Raw genomic sequence first — 19189 nt, forward strand, 5'->3', positions numbered from 1 at the left:
CGACCGGTATGCACAAGGGGGAGGCCTCTCCGGGGGTGAGGTCGGAAATCCGCGGCCGCGACCGGGCGGGATCTCAGTCCAGCACGCGCGCCAGATACGCCCGCAGCAGCTCCCGCGCCTCCTCGATGATCTTCTCGTCGCCCTCCGGGGCCACCCGGAAGGCCAGGTGGACCAGGGTGTCGGCGGTCTCCACGGCGATCAGGAAGGTACGGCGCAGATCGTCGTCCGGCTCCCGGTCGAGGTAGCCGGAGAGCAGATCGGTCAGGCGGTCGGCGACACGGGTGTTGGGTTCGGCGCTGCGGGCGCCGACCGGGATCTGGTTGCCGAAGTCGACGAGGGAGAAGCCGGGTGCGGTGCGCTTCATGGCCAGGTACTCGTCGAGCACGGCGTCCATCGCCGAGCGCCAGCCGCCGTCGCCGGCCGACTTCAGCCGCTCGGTGACCTGCTCGGTGAAGCGCTCGAGATTGCGTTGGGCGAGGGCGTCGGCCATCTGCCGCTTGTTGCCGAAGAAGCGGTAGACCGAGCCGATGGGAACCCCGGCGCGCAGGGCCACGGCCCGGGTGCTCAGGTCGTCGTAGCCGACCTCGTCGAGGAGGTCGGCGCAGGCGTCGAGGATCCTGGTGAGGCGTTCGGCACTGCGCCGCTGCACAGGCGCTCGGCGTAGCGATGTCGCGTGGGGCACAGGCTTCATGATGCCGTTCCGGAGCGCTGCGGTGAACCTCGCCCCCCGGCATGCACATGGGTGCCGGATACACCGAGTGCGGTCGCCCCCGGAGTGGCACTGGGTGCGCCCGCCGCCTCCGAGGCCGTGATGTCGGCCGTGCTCTCCACGGGGCGGCCCTGCACGGCCCATACGGTGCCGTCGTCGGCGTACAGCCGGGCGGTGACGTGATGCGTGCCGCGCGGCACGAACCTGGCCGGGAGGCGGCAGGTGAGGCCATGGAGCCGGGTGACCAGCCGGTCGTCGACGAAGACGTACGCGAGACCGCGGCCGGCCGTCGGGCGCGCCTTCGCACCGGGGGGTGAGAAGCGGAAGTTGTGGACGGTCAGATACACGTCCCAGGAGTTGCCGGAGTCCGGCTGCACCTCGATCCCGACCTCGGGCGCGCCCTTCTTCTTCACTTCACGGTAGTGCCGCCCCTGCTTGTCCGTGTTGTCCAGGAGCTTGCCGACCGGCGAGATCGAGTCGCCGTTCTTCCCCTCGTGCGCATCACTGGAGCCGCAGCTCACGGATCCGGTCAACAGCAGGACACAGACCGCGAGCGCGGCTGGAAGACCCCGCGTCCACGACATGCCCGGGAGACTAGGACACCGGTCCGACACTCGGATCCCCCTGGAGTCTGGTTCTCGTTCCTCCCTGATGAGGAGCCCGGGTACCCCCTTGCGCCCGTGAAACCGCAATCCTACGGTGATGCATAGGAATGAGAAGGCAGTCGCAAGGGAGCGATGATGAGCGGGGACGCGCGCAAGACGGCCGAGGGGTTGACCTATCTCTCCGGTTTCGGCAACGAGCACAGCTCCGAGGCGGTGCCCGGGGCCCTGCCCGAGGGCCGCAACGCGCCGCAGCGCGCGCCGCTCGGGCTGTACGCGGAACAGCTCAGCGGTACGGCGTTCACGGAGCCGCGGGCCCACAACCGCCGCTCCTGGCTCTACCGCATCCGCCCGTCGGCCGCGCACCCGGCGTTCACGCGCACGGACAACGGCGCGATCCGCACGGCCCCGTTCACCGAGTCGGTCCCCGACCCGAACCGGCTGCGCTGGAACCCGCTGCCCGAGCCCCCGGCCGGGACGGACTTCCTGGCCGGCCTGTGGACCCTGGGCGGCAACGGCGACGCCACCCAGCGCACCGGCATGGCCGTGCACCTGTACCACGCCAACTCCTCGATGGAGCGCGTCTTCAGCGACGCGGACGGCGAGCTGCTGATCGTCCCGGAGCGCGGCGGGCTGCTGCTGCGCACCGAGTTCGGGCACTTGCATGTGGAGCCGGGACATGTGGCGCTGGTTCCTCGTGGGGTGCGCTTCCGTGTGGAGCTTCTGGATGCCTCCGCCCGCGGTTATGTGTGCGAGAACTACGGCGCACCCTTCCACCTCCCCGACCTGGGCCCGATCGGCGCCAACGGCCTCGCCAACGCCCGCGACTTCCGGGCCCCCGTCGCCGCCTATGAGGACGTGGAGGGCGCGGTGGAGGTGGTGAACAAGTTCTGCGGCAACCTCTGGACCGCCGTCTACGACCACTCACCGCTCGACGTGGTCGCCTGGCACGGCAACCACGTCCCCTACGTCTACGACCTGCGCCGTTTCAACGTCATCGGCAGCATCTCGTACGACCACCCCGACCCGTCGATCTTCACGGTGCTGACGTCCCCGTCGGACACCCCGGGCCTGGCCGGTGTCGACTTCGTCGTCTTCGCACCGCGGTGGCTGGTGGGCGAAAACACCTTCCGGCCGCCGTACTTCCACCGCAACGTGATGAGCGAGTACATGGGCCTGATCGAGGGCGCCTACGACGCCAAGGCGGAGGGCTTCGTGCCGGGCGGTGGCTCGCTGCACAACATGATGTCGGCGCACGGTCCGGACCAGGAGACCTTCGACCGGGCGAGCGCGGCCGAGCTGAAGCCGCAGAAGGTGGACGACGGGCTGGCGTTCATGTTCGAGACCCGCTGGCCGGTGACGCTCACCCCGCACGCGGCGGACGCGGAGCACCTGCAGCAGCGCTACGACGACGTGTGGCAGGGCCTCGAGCGGCATTTCCGCCCATTGCACTGATCGCGTACGACCGGTACGGATAGGCCCGTGACCTCCTTCGCCCCGGACTCGATCGTCCTGAACCGCAAGCTGCCGCTCTGGTACCAGGTGTCGCAGTCCCTGCGCGCCTCGATACTCGGCCGCTCGCCCCAGGACCCGCTGCGGCTGCCCACCGAGGAGCAGTTGGCGGGCCACTACGGGGTGAGCGTGCTGACCATGCGGCAGGCGCTGAAGGAGCTGGAGGACGAGGGCCTGATCACGCGCCACCGCCGCCGGGGCACGTTCATCGAGCCCGACGCTCTGAGGGGTGCCCCGGTCCGGCTTCTCGGCTCGGTGGACGCGATCGTGGCCCAGCAGTCCGGGATGGTGACGGAGCTGCTGGACCACGGCAGCGCGCCCGTGCCGCCCGAACTCGCCGAGCACTTCCCGGGGACCGGCGAGGTGGCCACGTACCACCGGCTGCGCAGCGACGAGAAGACGGGCGAGCCGACCAACCACGCCCGCAACTACGTCCGTCCCGAACTGGCCGCCCGCTTCGAACCCACCGACCTGGTGCGCCGGCCGATGACCAAGGTGCTGCGCGACATCGTCCGGGCGGACATCAGCCGCATCACGGACACCGTGGAGGCCCGCCTGGCCGACCCGGAGACGGCCCGACTGCTCCAAGTCCCGCTCCTCAGCCCGATCCTGCACTACACGGGCGTCACGTACGACGGCGACGGACGCGTCCTGGACGTGGCCGTCATCCACTACCGAGGCGACCGCTTCTCCTTCACGGTGACCTTGGACGCCACATGACGCCCCCACCGGAACCAGGCCGCACCACCATCGAGACCGGCCCGCCCGGCCCGATCCACCCCACACAGACCCGACGCACGACGGCGCCGGACACACCCCGGACATGGCGGCCACCCACCACCACGGCGACCGCTTCTCCTTCACGGTGACGCTGGGAGCCGCATGGCGTCACCGGCCCCCCGGTGCCTGTCGGCGGAAGGTCGTACGATGCCCAGCGTGACGCACGACGACGCTCCGCTGCTCGCGGACCTCATGCCGTGGTCCGTCGCACCGCCGCGGCTCGGCCGGGGGTGGCCGACGGGCCCCGACGCCGCATCCCTCAAAGCCCGCTGGGACGCCCTGATGAAGGCCGAGGGCCCGGACCGTGAGGCCCTGTTCGAGCCGACCCGCTCACGCACCCTGCGCTCGGCGGTCGGTCAACTGCCGGGCCAGTCGAGCGGCACGGAGAGACTGATCCACGCGTCGGGCACGTGCCCCGAGCCGGTACGCGTCCTGCACGCCCCCTTCGACGAACAGTGGCTGATCCCCGACCACCGGCTGATCGACACGGCCCGCCCCGAACTGTGGCGGGTGGCGGACGAACACCAGGTCTTCGTCGCCGAGACGGCCACGGACAGCACCGGCCCCCACCTCCTGGCCACCTCCCACCTCCCCCTCCTGCGCCCCGGCCGCATCCGCCCCCTCTACCGCCGCCCCGGCGGCACGGAGCCCAATCTGACCCCGGGTCTGCTGGACCACCTGAGCACCCGCCTCGGCCACTCCCCCGCCCCGCCGGACTTCCTCGCCTGGATCCTGGCGACGGTCCGCCCGGACCTGACGGTCCCGCTCACCGAGGACGCCGAACTCTGGTCGCACGGCGTGGAGCTGGGCCGCCGCCTCCTCTGGCTGATGCGCCGCAACGGCGACCGCCCCAAACTCCCGGGCGGCCGCCGCCCCTACGTCCGCGCGCCGCTGCCCTCCCGCCCGCTCACGATCGCCTACGACCGCGACGAGGAGACCCTGCTCCTCGACGAGGGCCGCATCTCCCCGGTGCCACCGGAGGCCTGGAACTTCGAGGCGTCCGGCGTCCGGGTCCTGGAGCACTGGTTCACGACCCGGACGACAGAGGCCGAGACGGGCACGCTGGCTGCGATCCGGCCGCCGACATGGCCGCAGACCTGGACGTCGGAGCTGCTGGAGCTGATCACGGTATTGGCCTTGTTGGCCGAACTGCGGCCACAACAGGATGAGTTGACGGTGACGGCATCCGTCACGGCTTCCGACCTGCACAAGGCGGGGGTGCTCCCGGCCCCGGAGGCGGCGCGGAGACCGGCCTCGGTCTTCGACCACCACGAGGAAGGCCCGGAAGGCCAGTTCGCGCTGCTGTGACGGCCGAAGCTCACGCCCGCGGCGCAAACGCATCCAGCATCCGCTCGACCATCAGCTCAAAGGCCCCCTCAAGATCAATCGGCCCCGAGTCCTCGGTGAACGCCGCAGCCATCCGCGGATACTCACCGCCGGCCAGCGCACTCCCCAGATACGCGATCCGCACCGCGCTCTCCTCCTCCGCCGACCACGGCAACGACCGCGTCCGCTCGGCGGCAGCCAACTCCGTGGCGACATACGAGGTCACACACCCGTTCAGCATCCCGACGAGCTGCATCTTCATGCCGTAGCGCGCATCGAGCGGATCCAGGCAGGCCAGACAGTGCTCCAGGTACCGCAGCGCATTCGGGCTGAATCCGTACACCGGTGACATCAGCCGCGTCAGCCACGGATGCCGGTGCATCAGCGCCCGCGTCTGCCGGGCGACCCGGCGCATATCGGCCCGCCAGTCGCCCGACGGCTCCCACATCTCGTGCTCGCCGCTGACCGCGTCCACCATCAGCTCGTACAGGTCCTCCTTGCGGGGGACGTAGTTGTACAGGGACATGGTCCCGCAGCCCAGTTCGGCCGCGACGTGCCGCATCGACACCGCGTCCAGGCCGCCCTCGTCGGCGATCTTCACCGCGGCCACCGCGATGTCGGCACGCGTGTAGGCCGGTCTCGGCCCCCGGCCCGTCCGCTCGGGACGAGCCCAGATCACTTCGGGTACCGCCGCTCGGCCCGCCATCGGTCATCACCTCGCCCACCATCCTAGTTACGTACACCGTACGTAGTGCGCTATGGTCGAGCCATGACTTCTACGTACGCTGTACTTAGTGAAGGTCTGGAGAAGAGGTTCGGCGAGGTGCACGCGGTGCGCGGGCTGGATCTCGCGGTGGCCCGGGGCACGGTCTGCGGTGTCCTCGGGCCGAACGGGGCGGGCAAGACGACGGCCGTACGGCTGCTGACGACGCTGCTGCGGCCGGACGCGGGCTCGGCAAGGATCGCGGGGCACGACCTCGTCAGGGAGCCCGCGGCCGTCCGGCGCAGGATCGGCGTCACCGGGCAGTACGCGTCGGTCGACGGCGATCTCACCGGCCGCCAGAACCTTCAGCTGTTCGCGCGGCTGCACCGGGTGCGGGCGCCGGGGCAGCGCGCCGACGAGCTCCTCGAGCGGTTCGGGCTGGCCGAGGCCGCCGGCCGGACGGCGTCGACGTACTCCGGCGGGATGCGCCGCCGGCTGGACCTGGCGGCAAGTCTGATCCGCCGGCCCGAGGTGCTGTTCCTGGACGAGCCCACGACGGGGCTCGACCCGGCCAGCCGCAATCTGATCTGGACGGCCGTGCGCGAACTGACCGCCGACGGTACGACGGTGCTGCTGACCACGCAGTACCTGGAGGAGGCCGACCGACTCGCCGACGACATCGCCCTGGTGGACCGGGGACGGGTGGCGCACACGGGCTCACCGGACGAGTTCAAGGCGCTCATCGGGGCCTGCGTCGAGGTCGTCGTCGCGGACGCGGACGTGCTGGTGAAGGCGGCCGGGGTCCTCGATCAACTCACCGGCTCCGAGCCGTCGTTCGACCGTGAGCGCAACGCCGTCGCCGCGGTCACCAGGGACCGGACGCTCACCCTGCCCCGCCTGGTGCGCGAACTCGACGCGGCGGGCGTGCCGTTGCTCGACGCGAGCCTGCGGCAGCCGACGCTGGACGAGGCCTTCATCCGACTGACGACCGACATCAAGGAGCCTGCAGCATGAGCGCGTTGGCGTACGACGGCCTCGCGATGGTCGGCCGGCAGCTGCGGCGGGTCCGCAACAGTCCCGGGCTGGTGATCCTCACCCAGGTCATGCCGATCAACATGCTGCTGTTCTTCGGCTACGTGTTCGGCAGCGCCCTCGCGATGCCCGGCCGCGAGTACCGGTCCTTCCTGGTGCCGGGGCTGCTGGTCGCGACGGCCGCGGGCGGACTGATGACCGGCATGTTCCAGGCCGCCGCCGACGCGCACCGCGGTGTGATGGACCGCTTCCGCACGATGCCGGTGAGCCGGGCCGCCGTGCCGCTCGGACAGGCGGTGGCCGACCTCGTGGTCACGGCGACCGGGACGGTGCCCCTGCTCCTGGTCGGCCTCGCGGTGGGCTGGCGGATCGAGGGGTCCGCGCCCCGGGCCGTGGGCGCGGTGGGGCTGCTGCTCCTGTTCCGGTTCGCCTGCACCTCGATCGGGATCTTCCTCGGACTGCTCACCCGGAGCGAGGATGCGGCCGGACAGCTCGGCGCCTCGACGTTCGTACTGCCGCTGCTGTCCAACGCCTATATCCCGACCGACGGTCTGCCGGGCTGGCTGCGCACGGTCGCCGAGTGGAATCCGATCAGTGCGGTGACGACGGCCCTGCGGGACCTCTTCGGCAATGCGCCGGTGCCGGAGGGCGCAGCCTGGCCGGTGGCGCACCCGATCGCCGGGTCACTGCTGTGGTGCGCCGTGCTGATCGCGGGGTTCCTGCCGCTCGCGGTGCGGAGGTACGCGCGCGGGGAACGGTGATGTGAGCGGTTTCGCCTCGGGGTACGGAGCGGGTGGGATGTACCGGAGGTGATGGATCGTGGCCACGCCCGGGCGTATGCCCGGGTGTCGCTGCGTGCCGTGGGGATGACGGACGACGGGATCGCAGCGCTGCGCCGGACGACTCGGTGCCCCGGGCGCGGCCTCTTGCGGAACGGGCGCCGGTCTGGCTCAGCGCCCGCCGAACAGCGAACGACGCAGTCGGCGCAGCGGTGCGAAGAGCAGCACACGGCTGATCCGGTTGCCGCTGGCGCTGCGCTCACGTGGGGTGTCACGCGCGGTCAGCTCACGCATCAGCGAGGTCGCCTCGGCCGTCTCACGCTGCGGCACGGCCGGGCCGCCCAGCACCGAGAGATGGCGGTCGAGACGCGAACTGGTCGCGCTGCTCCCGCAGGTGATCGCAGGGACCCTGGCCCTGCTGCGCACTGTTATCTGTTCCATGTCACTCCCCACCCGTACGAGTCCACCCGGCCCGGGCAGGGTAACCCTATCGCTCCCTCGGGGCACTCGTGTATCGCGGTCACAGGATTCACCTTCCCCATAAGGGTGTTGACAACTCCTCCATGGTCACTCTCCGAATCCAACCGATTTCAGGGCGAGTTGGACAATGGGCTGGCTGGTGGGCTGAGGTGAGCCTCCGTCGGGTTCGACGGTCACTGCGAGTGACGTGGCCGAACTGCTGAGGTCGGTCGCGACCAAGGGCGTGTCGCCGCCCCCGAAGAGCCCCAGGGAGCGTGGTTGCGCACCGGGGCGCATGAGCCAGAGCTGGTGCACGCGTCCGCTGGGCAGGGCGCCGTATCCGCTGAGCGTGACGATCGCCTGTCCCTCCGATGCGGAGGCGACCGCTCCGATACTTCGGCCCCGGGAGTCCTTGCGGGTCGTCGCACGCGCGTCGGGAGCTGCGAGAACGTGGGCGATCTCACGTGCCTGGGCGCGCTCGGCGTCCAGCTTGTCCTGGGTCCGGTTCGCCTGGACGGCGAAGAGCGAGGCGACGACGAGGGCCGCGGCCGCCGTCGCCGTGGCGAACGGCACGAAGAAGGGGCGGCGCTCACGCGGCGCACGGGAGCGTCCCGGTGGCGGTTGCGTGCCCCAGACGTGCGGCGGCAACTGGGGCGTGTGCTCCCTCGCGACCGGCCCCGCCTCCTGCGGGGTGGTGCGTACGGCGGCGAGCACCCGGTCGCGCAGCGCGGCCGGCGGTGGGGCTGCCGTGGACCACGCGAGGCGGACGGCGTCCTCGGACAGGGCACGCACCTCGGCTCGGCAGCGCTCGCAGTTCTTCAGGTGCCGCTCGAAGCGGACCCGCTCCGCGGGCTCCAGCGCGTCGAGCGCATAGGGGGCCGCGAGCGAGTGCAGATCCCCACGGCCGAGCAGTCGGGCGAGGACACTCATGCGACACCTCCCAGGCACTTGCGCAGCTGGGTGAGTCCGTCGCGCATGCGGGTCTTGACCGTGCCCAGCGGCAGTGAGAGCCGCTCGGCCACTTCACGGTACGTGTAGCCGTCGTAGTAGGCGAGGGTGACGGACTGTCGCTGCAGGGTGGTGAGGCGGTCCAGGCAGCGGCGTACCCACTCGCGTTCGAGGCCTGCCTCGACCTCCTCGGTGACCTGGTCGAAGGCGGGGTGGTGGGCCCGGCGCGCCTCGCGCTGCTCGCGGTCGACGGCCGCGCGGGCGCTGCGCACCCGGTCGACGGCGCGGCGGTGGGCGAGGGTGAGGATCCAGGACAGGGCGCTGCCGCGGCCGGGGTCGAACCGCGCGGCGGACCGCCAGAGTTCGAGCAGCACCTCCTGCGCCACCTCCTCCGACTGCGCGGGGTCGCGCACCACCCGGCGGACGAGTCCGAACACCGGACCGGACACCAGGCCGTACAGCTTCTCGAATGCCTTCTGGTCGCCGCCTGCCACGAGTACCAGAAGCTCGTCCGCCTCCACTCGGTCCCCCTCTCCCCGGCCGCAAGGGCCCCGTCCCGTCACACCAGGCATTCGCAACGAACGCACCTCCGGATGGGGTACGGATCAGCGCGCCCGAAACGCGGGTCGGCGCCGCACCAAAGAAGTTTCGCGGTTCGACTGAAACAAGATCAGGGGTTTGCCGTAAAGACGTTTGAGATTCCACCAATCCACTCCGGCGACCGCTCCGAATCAGCGTTCGTCAGGCAAGTTGGGACTGAGGACGGACGGCATGACACCTATCTCCAGGAGCGGCTCGGGACGCAGGAGCATCGCGACCCTGATAGCCAGTGCGCTGGCCGCCGGCGGGCTCGCGGCCGCCGGTGTGGCCACGCTGGAACCGGGGGCGGCCTCCGCCTCCAGCCACCGGGAGGCTCCCCTGATCTCGGGGCAGCCCCAGTACGACAACACGGACCTGTACGCGTTCGTCAGCCCGGACAAGCCGGACACAACGACGCTCATCGCCAACTTCATCCCCTTCGAGGAGCCCGCGGGCGGCCCGAACTTCTACCAGTTCGCCGACGACGCCCAGTACGACCTCCACATCGACAACAACGGGGACGCGCAGGACGATCTGCTGCTGCGCTACACGTTCAGGACGCAGACGAAGAACAAGAAGTCGTTCCTGTACAACACGGGCGTGGTCAGCAACCTGGCCGACCCGGACCTGAACATCACGCAGACGTACGACATCGAGGTCGTCAAGCTGAGGCACGGCAAGGCCGTGTACCGCTCGAAGCTCGCCGACGACGTTCCGGTGGCGCCGTCGGACGTGGGCAAGGCGTCGATGCCGGACTACAACAAGCTGCGGGAGCAGGCGATCTACAAACTGCCCAACGGCGCGCAGACCTTCGCCGGGCAGGCGGACGACCCGTTCTTCGCCGATCTGCGCGTCTTCGACCTGCTGTACGGCGGGAACCTCTCCGAGGTCGGGCGGGACACCCTCAAGGGCTACAACGTCAACTCGATCGCCCTGCAGGTTCCGACGGACATGATCACCGAGTCGAAGAAGCAGCCGGTCGTCGGCATCTGGTCGACCGTGCAGCGCAGGAACGCGCACGGCTACTACGAGCAGGTCTCACGTCTGGGCAACCCGCTCGTCAATGAGGTCGTCAACCCGATCAAGGACAAGGACAAGTTCAACGCGTCCTCGCCCGCGTACGACGCCCAGTTCCTGAAGAACGTGACCAACCCGGAGCTGCCGAAGCTCATCGAGTCGATCTACAAGATCAAGGCGCCGTCGGAGCCGCGCAACGACCTCGTCGACGTGTTCCTGAAGGGCGTCAAGGGCCTCAACCAGCCGCCGTACGTGCGTCCGGCGGAGGAGCTGCGCCTGAACACCTCCATCAAGCCGACCGCCTATCCGAAGCGGCTGGGCGTCCTCGACGGCGACAACGCGGGCTTCCCGAACGGGCGCCGGCTCACCGACGACGTGATCGACGAGGCGCTCCAGGTGGTGGAGGGCGAACTGGTCGGCTCCAAGAACGACCTGGGCGACGCGGTCGACAAGAACGACAAGGGCTTCGGCAAGTACTTCCCGTACCTGGCCAACCCGACCTCCGGTTCGCGCGGTGCGACCGCCAAGGGCGTCTCCAGCGGCAGCGACGTCAAGAGCCAGCTCGGTGACGCGCTGCAGCCCGCGTCGGCCGGTGGCATGAACAACACCACAATGATCGCGGCTTCGGCCGGTGGCGGAGCCGCCGGTGTCGCGCTGATCGGCGCGGGCCTGATGTGGTGGCGCCGGATGCGGAGCCGCGCGTACTAGTCCGCACCATTACCGGCGGACCGGGCGGCTTCTTCGGAGCGGCACCGCCCGGTCCGCGGGCTTCGGCCCATACACCGACGAGGAGAGGGCATGGCCCCGGACACTGACGACAACGAAGGCTTCGCGGAGAGCGCCACGGAGGACCGTGACTCGTCTGCGGGCTCGTCCGGACTGGGCGCGCCCACGGCCTCCACCGACGAGCGAGTCGCCGCCGTGCGTCGCGTCGCTGCCGCCGGACGGCGTTGGCACATCGGTCAACTGACCGGAATCGCCGCCCTGTTGGCCGTTGCGCTGACCGGTGGGTCCATTGCCTACGGCGCCATCCGGGACGGGAACACCACGGCCGTCTCTGCCGCGCCCAGTGCGCTGTCCCCGGCGTTGCTGAACAGCGGGGACATCGACGCGAGCATCCTCTCCCTGCAGGCCCATCTCAAGGCCCAGCCAAGGGACTTCGGGAGCTGGGCGGGTCTTGGGCTGGCGTATGTCGAGCAGGCCCGTACCAAGGGTGACCCCTCTCGATACCCGCAGGCCGACAAGGCGCTGAAGCGCTCCCTCGCCGTGAAGCCCGGCAACGAGCAGGCCATCACCGGTCAGGCGGCCCTCGCCGCGGCCCGGCACGACTTCAAGGACGCCCTGAAGTACGCCGACCAGGTGCTGAAGGAGAACCCCTACAGCCAAAGCGCCCTCTCCTCCCGTATCGACGCCCTCGTCGAACTCGGCCGCTACGCCGACGCGTCGAAGGCGGCCGACACCGCGGACTCGCGGCGCCCGGGCATCCCCGTCTTCACCCGCTACGCGTATGTGCACGAGCTGCGCGGGGACGTGAAGACGGCCCGCCGGGTCCTGGAGCAGGTCCTCGGCACCGCGAGCACCAAGGGCGACATCTCCTACGTCGCCTTCCAGCTCGGCCAACTCGCCTGGAACCAGGGCGACTACAAGACCGCCGTGAGCTACTACGCCCGCGCCCTCGCCGCCGACGACAACTACCTACCGGCGCTGGAGGGCCGCGCCCGTGCCGAGTACGCGAGCGGCGACAAGGCGATCGGGCTCAGGGACATGGAACAGCTCGTCGCCCGCTACCCGCTGCCCCAACCCCTCGTGGAACTCGGCGAGATGTACGAGGACCGCGGCGCCGCCGGCGACGAGGCGAAGGCCCGCGACCAGTACGCCCTCGTCGACGCCTGGATCGCGCTCGCCCGCGCCAACGGCGTCAACGCCGACCTCGACACCGCCCTCGCGGCGGCCGACCACGGCGACAAGGCCGCGGCCCTGCGCGCCGCCCGTGCCGAGTGGGCCCGCCGCCACACCGTGCACACCGCGGACGCCCTGGCCTGGGCCCTGCACGTCAACGGCAAGGACACCGAGGCCCTCCCGTACGCCCGGCAGGCGACGGCCACCGGCTACCGCAACGCCTCGTTCCTCTACCACCGGGGCATGATCGAACGCGCCACCGGCCACACCAAGGACGCCCGTGACTCCCTGAAGGCCGCGTTGGACCTCAACCCCGGCTTCTCACCGCTGGGCGCCCGTGAAGCACGCAAGGCACTCGCAGACCTGGAGGCGGCGAAGTGAACCCGCGTCGATTGCTCGCCTCCACCGGGGCCGTCCTCACGGCGGCCTGCGCGCTCGCGCTGGTACCTTCCACCGGCGCGAGCGCGCACCCCCTCGGCAACTTCACCGTCAACCGCTACGACGGCCTGGTCGCCGCGCCCGGCAAGCTCCGCGTCGACCACGTGGAAGACCTCGCCGAGATCCCGGCCACCCAGGCCAAGCCCGACATCAAGCGGCTCGGCATGAGCGAGTGGGCGAAGGAGCGGTGCGCGAAGGCGGCCGAGGGCAGCAAGGTCACCGTCGACGGACAGGCCGCCACCCTGGCCGTCGGCAGCAGCAAGGCGCAGCTGCGGCCCGGACAGGCGGGGCTGAACACCATCCGGGTGGAGTGCCGGCTGACCGCGCCGCTCCCCGAGGGCCACACCGTGACCCTCGGCTTCCACAGCGAGGGCGCCACTTCCGGACCCGGCTGGCGGGAGATCACCGCGCGCGGGGACCGGATGACGCTCACCGCGACGGACGTACCCAGGACGTCGGTCTCCCATGAACTCACCAGCTACCCGAAGGAGTTGCTCTCCTCCCCCGCCGACACCTCGACCGCCTCCCTGCGCGTGCGCCCCGGCGGACCGGCCCTGGTCGAGGAGCGGCAGAACGCCCCCGCCGCCTCCGTGCTGCCGCGCGGCGCCGACCGCTGGACACAGGCCCTCAACAACCTGGTCGCCCGCCACCACCTCACCTTCGGCTTCGCCGCGCTCTCACTGCTCATCGCGGTGGTCCTCGGCGCGATGCACGCGCTCGCCCCGGGTCACGGCAAGACCCTGATGGCCGCGACGGCAGCCGCCCGCGGCGGCCGCGCCCGCCTCAAGGACGTCATGCCCCTGGCCGCCTCGGTCACGGTCACCCACACCCTGGGCGTGGTCGCCCTCGGCCTCCTGGTCACGGCCGGCTCGGCGGCGGCCCCCTCGGTGATCACCTGGCTGGGCATCGCGAGCGGCGTCATGGTGACCTGCGCGGGCGCAACCCTCGTACGCCGAGCCTGGCGCAACCGCGGCCCCGGACACACCCACGACCACGGGCACACGCATGACCACGACCACCCGCACCCGCACCCGCACCCGCACGACCCCGGCGGCCATACGCACTCGCACGAGACCGCCGAGCCCGAGGAACGCGCCCTGGTCCTGGTCGCCGCCCACACCGAAGCTGCCTCGACCACAGCCGAAGCCCACACCCCCACGCACTCCCCGGGCCACACACACGATCACGATCACGACCATGGCCATGACCACGACCACGACCACGACCACGACCATGACCACCCTCACAGCCACGGTCACGACCACAGCCACCACTCCGACCACACACACCCCCACCCCCACTCACACACCGTCGAGCACACCCACGGCGGCTTCACCCACACCCACTCCGTCGCCCCCACCCTGCGCGGCACGATCCTGCTGGGCTTCGCCGGTGGCCTCGTGCCCAGTCCCTCCGCGGTCGTCGTGCTCGTCGGCGCGGCGGCGCTCGGTCAGGCCTGGTTCGGGCTGCTGCTGGTCGTCGCGTACGGCGTCGGGCTCGCCCTCACCCTGACCGCGGCGGGGTTCGCCGTCGTCAAGCTGGGTACCGGCATGAACCGTGTGCTGGACAGGCGCCCCCGCTGGACCACCCACCCGATGGCGTCCCTCGTCCGCAGGACCGCGCCCCTGGGCTCGGCGTTCCTCGTCGTGGCTCTTGGGGTGGGACTGGTGCTCAAGGGGGCCGCATCCGCACTCGGCTGAGCTACGTTTGTGGAGAAAACGCACGGAGTGGAGAAAACACGCGGATGCGAATGGGGGACGCCCGTGTCCGAAGAATCGGGCAGTGAACGTCTGATCGCGAGCCGCTACCGTCTCCTGTCCCCCCTCGGCGAGGGCGGCATGGGAACCGTGTGGCGCGCCCGGGACGAGGTGCTGCACCGCGAGGTCGCCGTCAAGGAGGTACGTGCGCCCGCCGGGCTGCCGGCGTCGGACGTGGAGCGGATGTACGCCCGGCTGGAGCGCGAGGCGTGGGCGGCCGCGCGGGTCGCCAACCGCAACGTCGTCACGGTGTACGACGTGGCGACGCAGGACGGCCGCCCGTGGATCGTCATGGAGCTGGTCCGCGGTATCTCCCTTGCCGAACTCCTGGACGCCGAGGGCCCGTTGGATCCGCAGCGTGCCGCGCACATCGGTGCCGAGGTGCTCGCCGCGCTGCGGGCTGCGCACGAGGCCGGGGTGCTGCACCGGGACGTGAAGCCCGCCAATGTGCTGCTGTCGAACGACGACCGGGTGGTGCTCACCGACTTCGGTATCGCACAGGTCGAGGGCAGTTCGGCGCTGACGATGACCGGGGAGGTGATCGGCTCGCCGGAGTTCCTGGCGCCGGAGCGGGCGCTGGGCCGCACACCCGGCCCGGAGTCCGACCTGTGGTCGCTCGGCGTGCTGCTCTACGCGGCGGTCGAGGGCAACTCCCCGTTCCGCCAGGACACCCCGCTCAGCACCCTGCGCGCGATCGTCGACGAGGAACTGCCGCCGCCGCACCGGGCCGGTCCGCTGACCCCCGTGATCGAGGGGCTGTTGCGCAAGGACCCGGCCGAGCGGCTGCCCGCCGACCGGGCCGAGCAGGAGCTGCGGATCATCGCTGCGGGCGGCACGCCCCATGCGTACGGCGCGCCGGTGTCTCCGTTCGCCCCGACGGTCGCGGCGTTCCCGCAGCGGCCGTCGCCGACGCCTCCGATGCCGTATCCGGCCGGATACACGCAACCGCCGCCGAGCCCCTCGACGACGGCGACGGCCACACCGCCGCCTGAGCGCAACCGCCGGGCCGGCGTGGTCCTGCTCGCCGGGGTGCTCGTCCTCGCACTGGCCATCGCGGGGCTGACGTACGCGCTGCTGAACCGCGACCACGGCGGCGGGGACAACAATGCCGACACCCCCCGTTCGGACACCGCGACTCCGTCGACCGCCACGCACAGCAACCCGGGTGGAGGCGCGAGTCCGACGCCGAGCCCGAGCAGCAGCGCCTCCACGGCGGCCCCGCAGACGGTGAGCGTCACCCTGTCCGGCTCCCACACCGACTACTCCGGCACTTGTCCGCCCGCCCGGAGCGACGCGCCCGAATTCACCGCGACCTTCACGGTCGGGAAGCTGCCGGCGGAGGTCAGTTACCGCTGGCTGTCGAAGGACGGCCAGATCATGGATCCGGGATGGAAGACCCTGTCCTTCCCTCAGGGCGGCGGAAAGACCAAGCAGGACAGGGCGTTCGTGACGACGTACAACAACACCGGGACCTTCCGGAACTCCATCAGTGTCGAGGTGCGCTCGCCGAAGCAGGCGACGTCCGAGTCGGTTCCGTTCTCGGTGACCTGTGTGTCGGAGACCCCGACGGGCGGGGCCTCCTCCAGTACTTCGCCGTCACCCTCCGGGTGATCAGGCCGCGCTGGTCAGGACCGGCAGATAGCCGCCGGACTGGCCGGCCGCGGTGGGGTGGTAGGACTCGCCGATGTTGAACCACTCGACGCTGTGCAGCCAGGAGCTGCCGGAGCAGATCTCGTGGCCGGTGAAGGTGGTGCGGACGTCGCCGAAGGTGAAGCCGTGGTCGGCGGCGACCTTGGCGGTGGCGGTGTCCAGGTAGTCGGCCGCGTCGTTGATGGCTTTCCGCTTGGTCTCGGAGAGGCCGAGGCAGGTGGTGCCGAGCTTGTAGAAGCGGGGGTAGCCGAGGACGACGACGTGGGCGTTCGGGGCCTTGGCGGTGATCGCCGAGTAGACGTTGTCCAGCTGTCCGGGGAGCGTCGAGTCGACGTACGCCTTCGCGGTGTTGATCCGGGAGAGACAGGCGCTGTCGGACTGGAGCACACACGTCGTCATGACGTCGGAGAAGCCTGCGTCGTTGCCGCCGATGGTGATGGAGACCAGGCCGGTGGCGGCGCTGAGCGGGCCCAGCTGACCTGACAGAACATCACCCGTACGGGCGCCGGAGCAAGCGGTGAAGTCGAACGTCGAGGGTGAGTGGGCGGCGGCCCAGAGGTAGGGGTAGGCCTTGGTGCTGCGCTTGCAGTCGCCGGCGGCGCTGATGTAGCTGCCGGTGCCGACGCCGGAGGAGTAGGAGTCGCCGAGGGCCACATAGCCGGTGGCTGCGGCCTGCCCGGACGCCTGCGCCGCCGTGGCCCCGGTGAGGGCCGTGCCGACGGCGAGGAGGATCGAGCTCACGAAAACGGCAATTCGGGAACGTCTCATGGAACCTCCCTTTAGCAGGATCTCTGCCGTAACCGTCGTACCAATGACACGTGTCGATGGGAAGTGTTCATGTCAAGACTTTTCCGCCCCCGACGGGTCGTCACCGTCGCTTCACGGCATGTTTGATTACGTGCCCATGACAGCTTTGTTGACGACTCCTCAAACCCTTGTTCCACACCGGCGGATGACCCATTCTTTACTTCGGCTTGGGACGGGAACGCGACGTTCCGGGCTGTGCGCGCGACCTCGCGCGCACCCCCCACAGTCGTGCGCCCGACCCGGGCGCGCGCCGCCTGGAGGAGGACTCCCTCGTAATGGCACAACTGCGTAGCAACAAGCTCCGGTTCGCCGCCGTCACCGGCCTGGCGACCGCCGCCCTGGTCGGCGGACTCACCACCCTCCCCGCCCAGGCCGCCCCCGCCGAGGGCAGGGTCCTGGCCGCCGGCTCCCCCACCGCGGTCAAGGACAGCTACATCGTCACGCTGAAGAAGAGCGCCGGCCTCAAGGCGGCCTCCAGCGCGGGCAAGGGCCTGATCAAGGAGTACGGAGGCACGGTCAGGAAGACCTTCGACACCGTGCTCAACGGCTACACGGCCACCCTCTCGGCGACCGAGGCGAAGAGACTCGCGGCCGACCCGTCGGTGGCCTCCGTCGAGCAGAACCAACGCGTCCGGCTGACCGACACCACGCAGTCCAGCGCCCCTTGGGGCCTGGACCGCATCGACCAGACCGCGCTCCCGCTCTCCGGCACCTACACCTACCCGGACAGCGCGGGCAGCGGCGTCACCGTGTACGTCATCGACACTGGCGTCCGCATCACCCACAGCCAGATCAGCGGCCGGGCCTCCTACGGCTACGACGCGGTCGACGGAGACACCACCGCCTCCGACGGCAACGGCCACGGAACCCATGTGGCCACGACCATCGCCGGGTCGACCTACGGCGTCGCCAAGAAGGCGAAGATCGTGGCCGTGCGGGTGCTCGACAACAGCGGTTCCGGCACCACCGCGGGCGTCATCGACGGCATCGAGTGGGTCACCGAGAACCACACCACGCCGGCCGTCGCCAACATGTCGCTGGGCGGTTCCGCCTCCTCCTCGCTGGACACGGCGGTCGCCAACTCCATATCCAGCGGCGTGACTTATGCCGTCGCGGCGGGCAACAGCTCCGCCAACGCCTCCTCGTACTCCCCGGCCCGGGTCTCCACCGCGATCACGGTCGGCGCGACCACCAGTTCGGACGCCAGGGCCAGCTACTCCAACTACGGCTCGGTCCTGGACATCTTCGCGCCCGGCTCCTCCATCACGGCGGGCTGGAACACCAGCGACACCGCGACCAACACCATCTCCGGTACGTCGATGGCCACCCCGCACGTCGCGGGCGCCGCGGCGGTCTACCTCGCGGGCCACACCTCGGCCACCCCGGCCCAGGTCGCCACGGCCCTGGTGAACGGTGCCACCTCCGGCGTGGTCACCAGCGCGGGCTCCGGCTCGCCGAACAAGCTCCTGAAGGTCGTGCCGTAGCGCCGGCGAGAGGGACACGCCCGGCCTGAACCAACGGTTCCCCGGAGGCAGTCGGCACCTCCGGGGAACACATGTTCAGAGCTGGACGAGAACAGGCGCGGGAGGGTTCCGTCTCTTGACGCCCCCTCTGACGCTGCGCGACATTGAAGCCCGGCATCCGGCGCGCTGGGGGGCAAAGTCGCCAATGCAGACCATCCGTATCAAGAGACTCACCAACAGGTCTTCGGCAGACGGCAGATCGTCGACGGACGGCGCCGAGCGGAGGCGACCAGGACCGGGGAGGGACCTGTCGCCACTGCTCGCGGGCGCCGCGACGGCCGTCGGGGGATTCGGCGCGCTGCTGGCGCTGGCCGACTCGGGCTCGCCGCTGCGCGGGCCGCTCACCCTGTTCTTTCTGCTTGCCGCGCCCGCCACGGCCATCGGGGCCGCGCTGCGCGGACTGGAGCCCTTCGGCCGCACACTTGCCGCCGTCGCGGGCGCAATCGTTCTCAACATGCTGGTGGCACAAGGCATGTTGGCCGTTCACCGGTGGTCGGTGCGCGGCGGAATCATCGCAATGACCGTGATCAGTTTCCTCATTCTTCTGAGTTGTGTAACGGTCAAACCAACAAAAAGGTGAGGCCTCGTTCCAGGTCTTGCCATACGGGTTCAATCGTCAATACCGTCGTACATCTCACCCGCATCGGTCCATCATCAAGCGGCCCAGGG

Annotated in this window: 18 protein-coding genes; 11 read left to right on the forward strand and 7 right to left on the reverse strand. The window is 70.4% G+C overall.

Features of this window, described 5'->3' with window-relative positions:
- Positions 1-73: 73 nt before the first annotated feature.
- Together ACFY1E_RS15360 and ACFY1E_RS15365 are read right to left on the reverse strand one after the other, a co-directional pair.
- Entirely contained in the window at positions 74-691 is a 618-nt protein-coding gene (locus ACFY1E_RS15360; RefSeq protein ID WP_389075775.1) for a TetR family transcriptional regulator, read from the reverse strand.
- Positions 688-1293, reverse strand: a complete 606-nt coding sequence (locus ACFY1E_RS15365) for a hypothetical protein (protein WP_389075778.1) — start codon at positions 1291-1293, stop codon at positions 688-690. The genes ACFY1E_RS15360 and ACFY1E_RS15365 overlap by 4 nt, the downstream gene beginning before the upstream one ends.
- A 156-nt stretch (positions 1294-1449) precedes the next feature.
- On the opposite strand from ACFY1E_RS15365, the gene hmgA reads away from it, so the two are divergent.
- From hmgA to ACFY1E_RS15380, 3 genes are all read left to right on the forward strand, one after another.
- Complete coding sequence (gene hmgA, locus ACFY1E_RS15370; protein ID WP_389075781.1) at positions 1450-2766, forward strand: homogentisate 1,2-dioxygenase; 1317 nt, start codon at positions 1450-1452, stop codon at positions 2764-2766.
- Between the two features lie 27 nt (positions 2767-2793).
- Entirely contained in the window at positions 2794-3543 is a 750-nt protein-coding gene (locus tag ACFY1E_RS15375; protein ID WP_389075784.1) for a GntR family transcriptional regulator, read from the forward strand.
- A gap of 207 nt (positions 3544-3750) precedes the next feature.
- Positions 3751-4911: a type ISP restriction/modification enzyme gene (locus ACFY1E_RS15380; protein WP_389075786.1), complete on the forward strand. Its 1161-nt coding sequence runs from the start codon at positions 3751-3753 to the stop codon at positions 4909-4911.
- Positions 4912-4921: 10 nt separating this feature from the next.
- On the opposite strand, the gene ACFY1E_RS15385 is transcribed toward ACFY1E_RS15380, so the two are convergent.
- Entirely contained in the window at positions 4922-5635 is a 714-nt protein-coding gene (locus tag ACFY1E_RS15385; protein ID WP_389075789.1) for a TetR/AcrR family transcriptional regulator, read from the reverse strand.
- A gap of 63 nt (positions 5636-5698) precedes the next feature.
- On the opposite strand from ACFY1E_RS15385, the gene ACFY1E_RS15390 reads away from it, so the two are divergent.
- Positions 5699-6646, forward strand: coding sequence for an ATP-binding cassette domain-containing protein (locus ACFY1E_RS15390; protein ID WP_389075791.1), 948 nt, complete (start codon positions 5699-5701; stop codon positions 6644-6646).
- Entirely contained in the window at positions 6643-7425 is a 783-nt protein-coding gene (locus ACFY1E_RS15395) for an ABC transporter permease (RefSeq protein ID WP_389075794.1), read from the forward strand. The genes ACFY1E_RS15390 and ACFY1E_RS15395 overlap by 4 nt, the downstream gene beginning before the upstream one ends.
- A gap of 189 nt (positions 7426-7614) precedes the next feature.
- Here ACFY1E_RS15395 and ACFY1E_RS15400 read toward each other — a convergent pair whose 3' ends face one another.
- From ACFY1E_RS15400 to ACFY1E_RS15410, 3 genes are all read right to left on the reverse strand, one after another.
- Entirely contained in the window at positions 7615-7884 is a 270-nt protein-coding gene (locus tag ACFY1E_RS15400; protein WP_115909075.1) for a hypothetical protein, read from the reverse strand.
- A gap of 126 nt (positions 7885-8010) precedes the next feature.
- Positions 8011-8832 (reverse strand): anti-sigma factor domain-containing protein, encoded by an 822-nt coding sequence (locus ACFY1E_RS15405; RefSeq protein WP_389075796.1) that lies wholly within the window; start codon positions 8830-8832, stop codon positions 8011-8013.
- Positions 8829-9371 (reverse strand): sigma-70 family RNA polymerase sigma factor, encoded by a 543-nt coding sequence (locus tag ACFY1E_RS15410; RefSeq protein ID WP_389075799.1) that lies wholly within the window; start codon positions 9369-9371, stop codon positions 8829-8831. The genes ACFY1E_RS15405 and ACFY1E_RS15410 overlap by 4 nt, the downstream gene beginning before the upstream one ends.
- Positions 9372-9621: 250 nt before the next feature.
- On the opposite strand from ACFY1E_RS15410, the gene ACFY1E_RS15415 reads away from it, so the two are divergent.
- The 4 genes from ACFY1E_RS15415 to ACFY1E_RS15430 all read left to right on the forward strand — a co-directional run bounded on the left by ACFY1E_RS15415 (position 9622) and on the right by ACFY1E_RS15430 (position 16151).
- A complete protein-coding gene (locus tag ACFY1E_RS15415; protein ID WP_389075801.1) occupies positions 9622-11154 on the forward strand; it encodes a DUF4331 domain-containing protein in 1533 nt (510 codons plus the stop codon).
- Between the two features lie 90 nt (positions 11155-11244).
- Positions 11245-12726, forward strand: coding sequence for a tetratricopeptide repeat protein (locus ACFY1E_RS15420; RefSeq protein WP_389075803.1), 1482 nt, complete (start codon positions 11245-11247; stop codon positions 12724-12726).
- On the forward strand, positions 12723-14483 hold the full coding sequence (locus ACFY1E_RS15425) for a sulfite exporter TauE/SafE family protein (protein ID WP_389075806.1): 1761 nt from the start codon (positions 12723-12725) through the stop codon (positions 14481-14483). Before ACFY1E_RS15420 ends, ACFY1E_RS15425 begins: the two co-directional genes overlap by 4 nt.
- Before the next feature lie 63 nt (positions 14484-14546).
- Positions 14547-16151, forward strand: a complete 1605-nt coding sequence (locus ACFY1E_RS15430) for a protein kinase (protein ID WP_389075808.1) — start codon at positions 14547-14549, stop codon at positions 16149-16151.
- On the opposite strand, the gene ACFY1E_RS15435 is transcribed toward ACFY1E_RS15430, so the two are convergent.
- Complete coding sequence (locus tag ACFY1E_RS15435) at positions 16152-16958, reverse strand: SGNH/GDSL hydrolase family protein (RefSeq protein WP_389075811.1); 807 nt, start codon at positions 16956-16958, stop codon at positions 16152-16154.
- Positions 16959-17272: 314 nt separating this feature from the next.
- Here ACFY1E_RS15435 and ACFY1E_RS15440 point away from each other — a divergent pair, with 314 nt between their 5' ends.
- The gene (locus tag ACFY1E_RS15440; protein WP_389075814.1) at positions 17273-18481 is read left to right on the forward strand and encodes a S8 family peptidase; all 1209 of its coding nucleotides are present in this window, start codon (positions 17273-17275) and stop codon (positions 18479-18481) included.
- A gap of 115 nt (positions 18482-18596) precedes the next feature.
- Positions 18597-19100 carry a hypothetical protein gene (locus ACFY1E_RS15445; protein WP_389075816.1) on the forward strand — a complete coding sequence of 168 codons (504 nt, stop codon included), beginning with the start codon at positions 18597-18599 and terminating at the stop codon, positions 19098-19100.
- Positions 19101-19189: the final 89 nt, after the last annotated feature.

The organism is Streptomyces sp. NPDC001604, from assembly GCF_042893475.1.
Classification (GTDB): Bacteria; Actinomycetota; Actinomycetes; order Streptomycetales; family Streptomycetaceae; genus Streptomyces.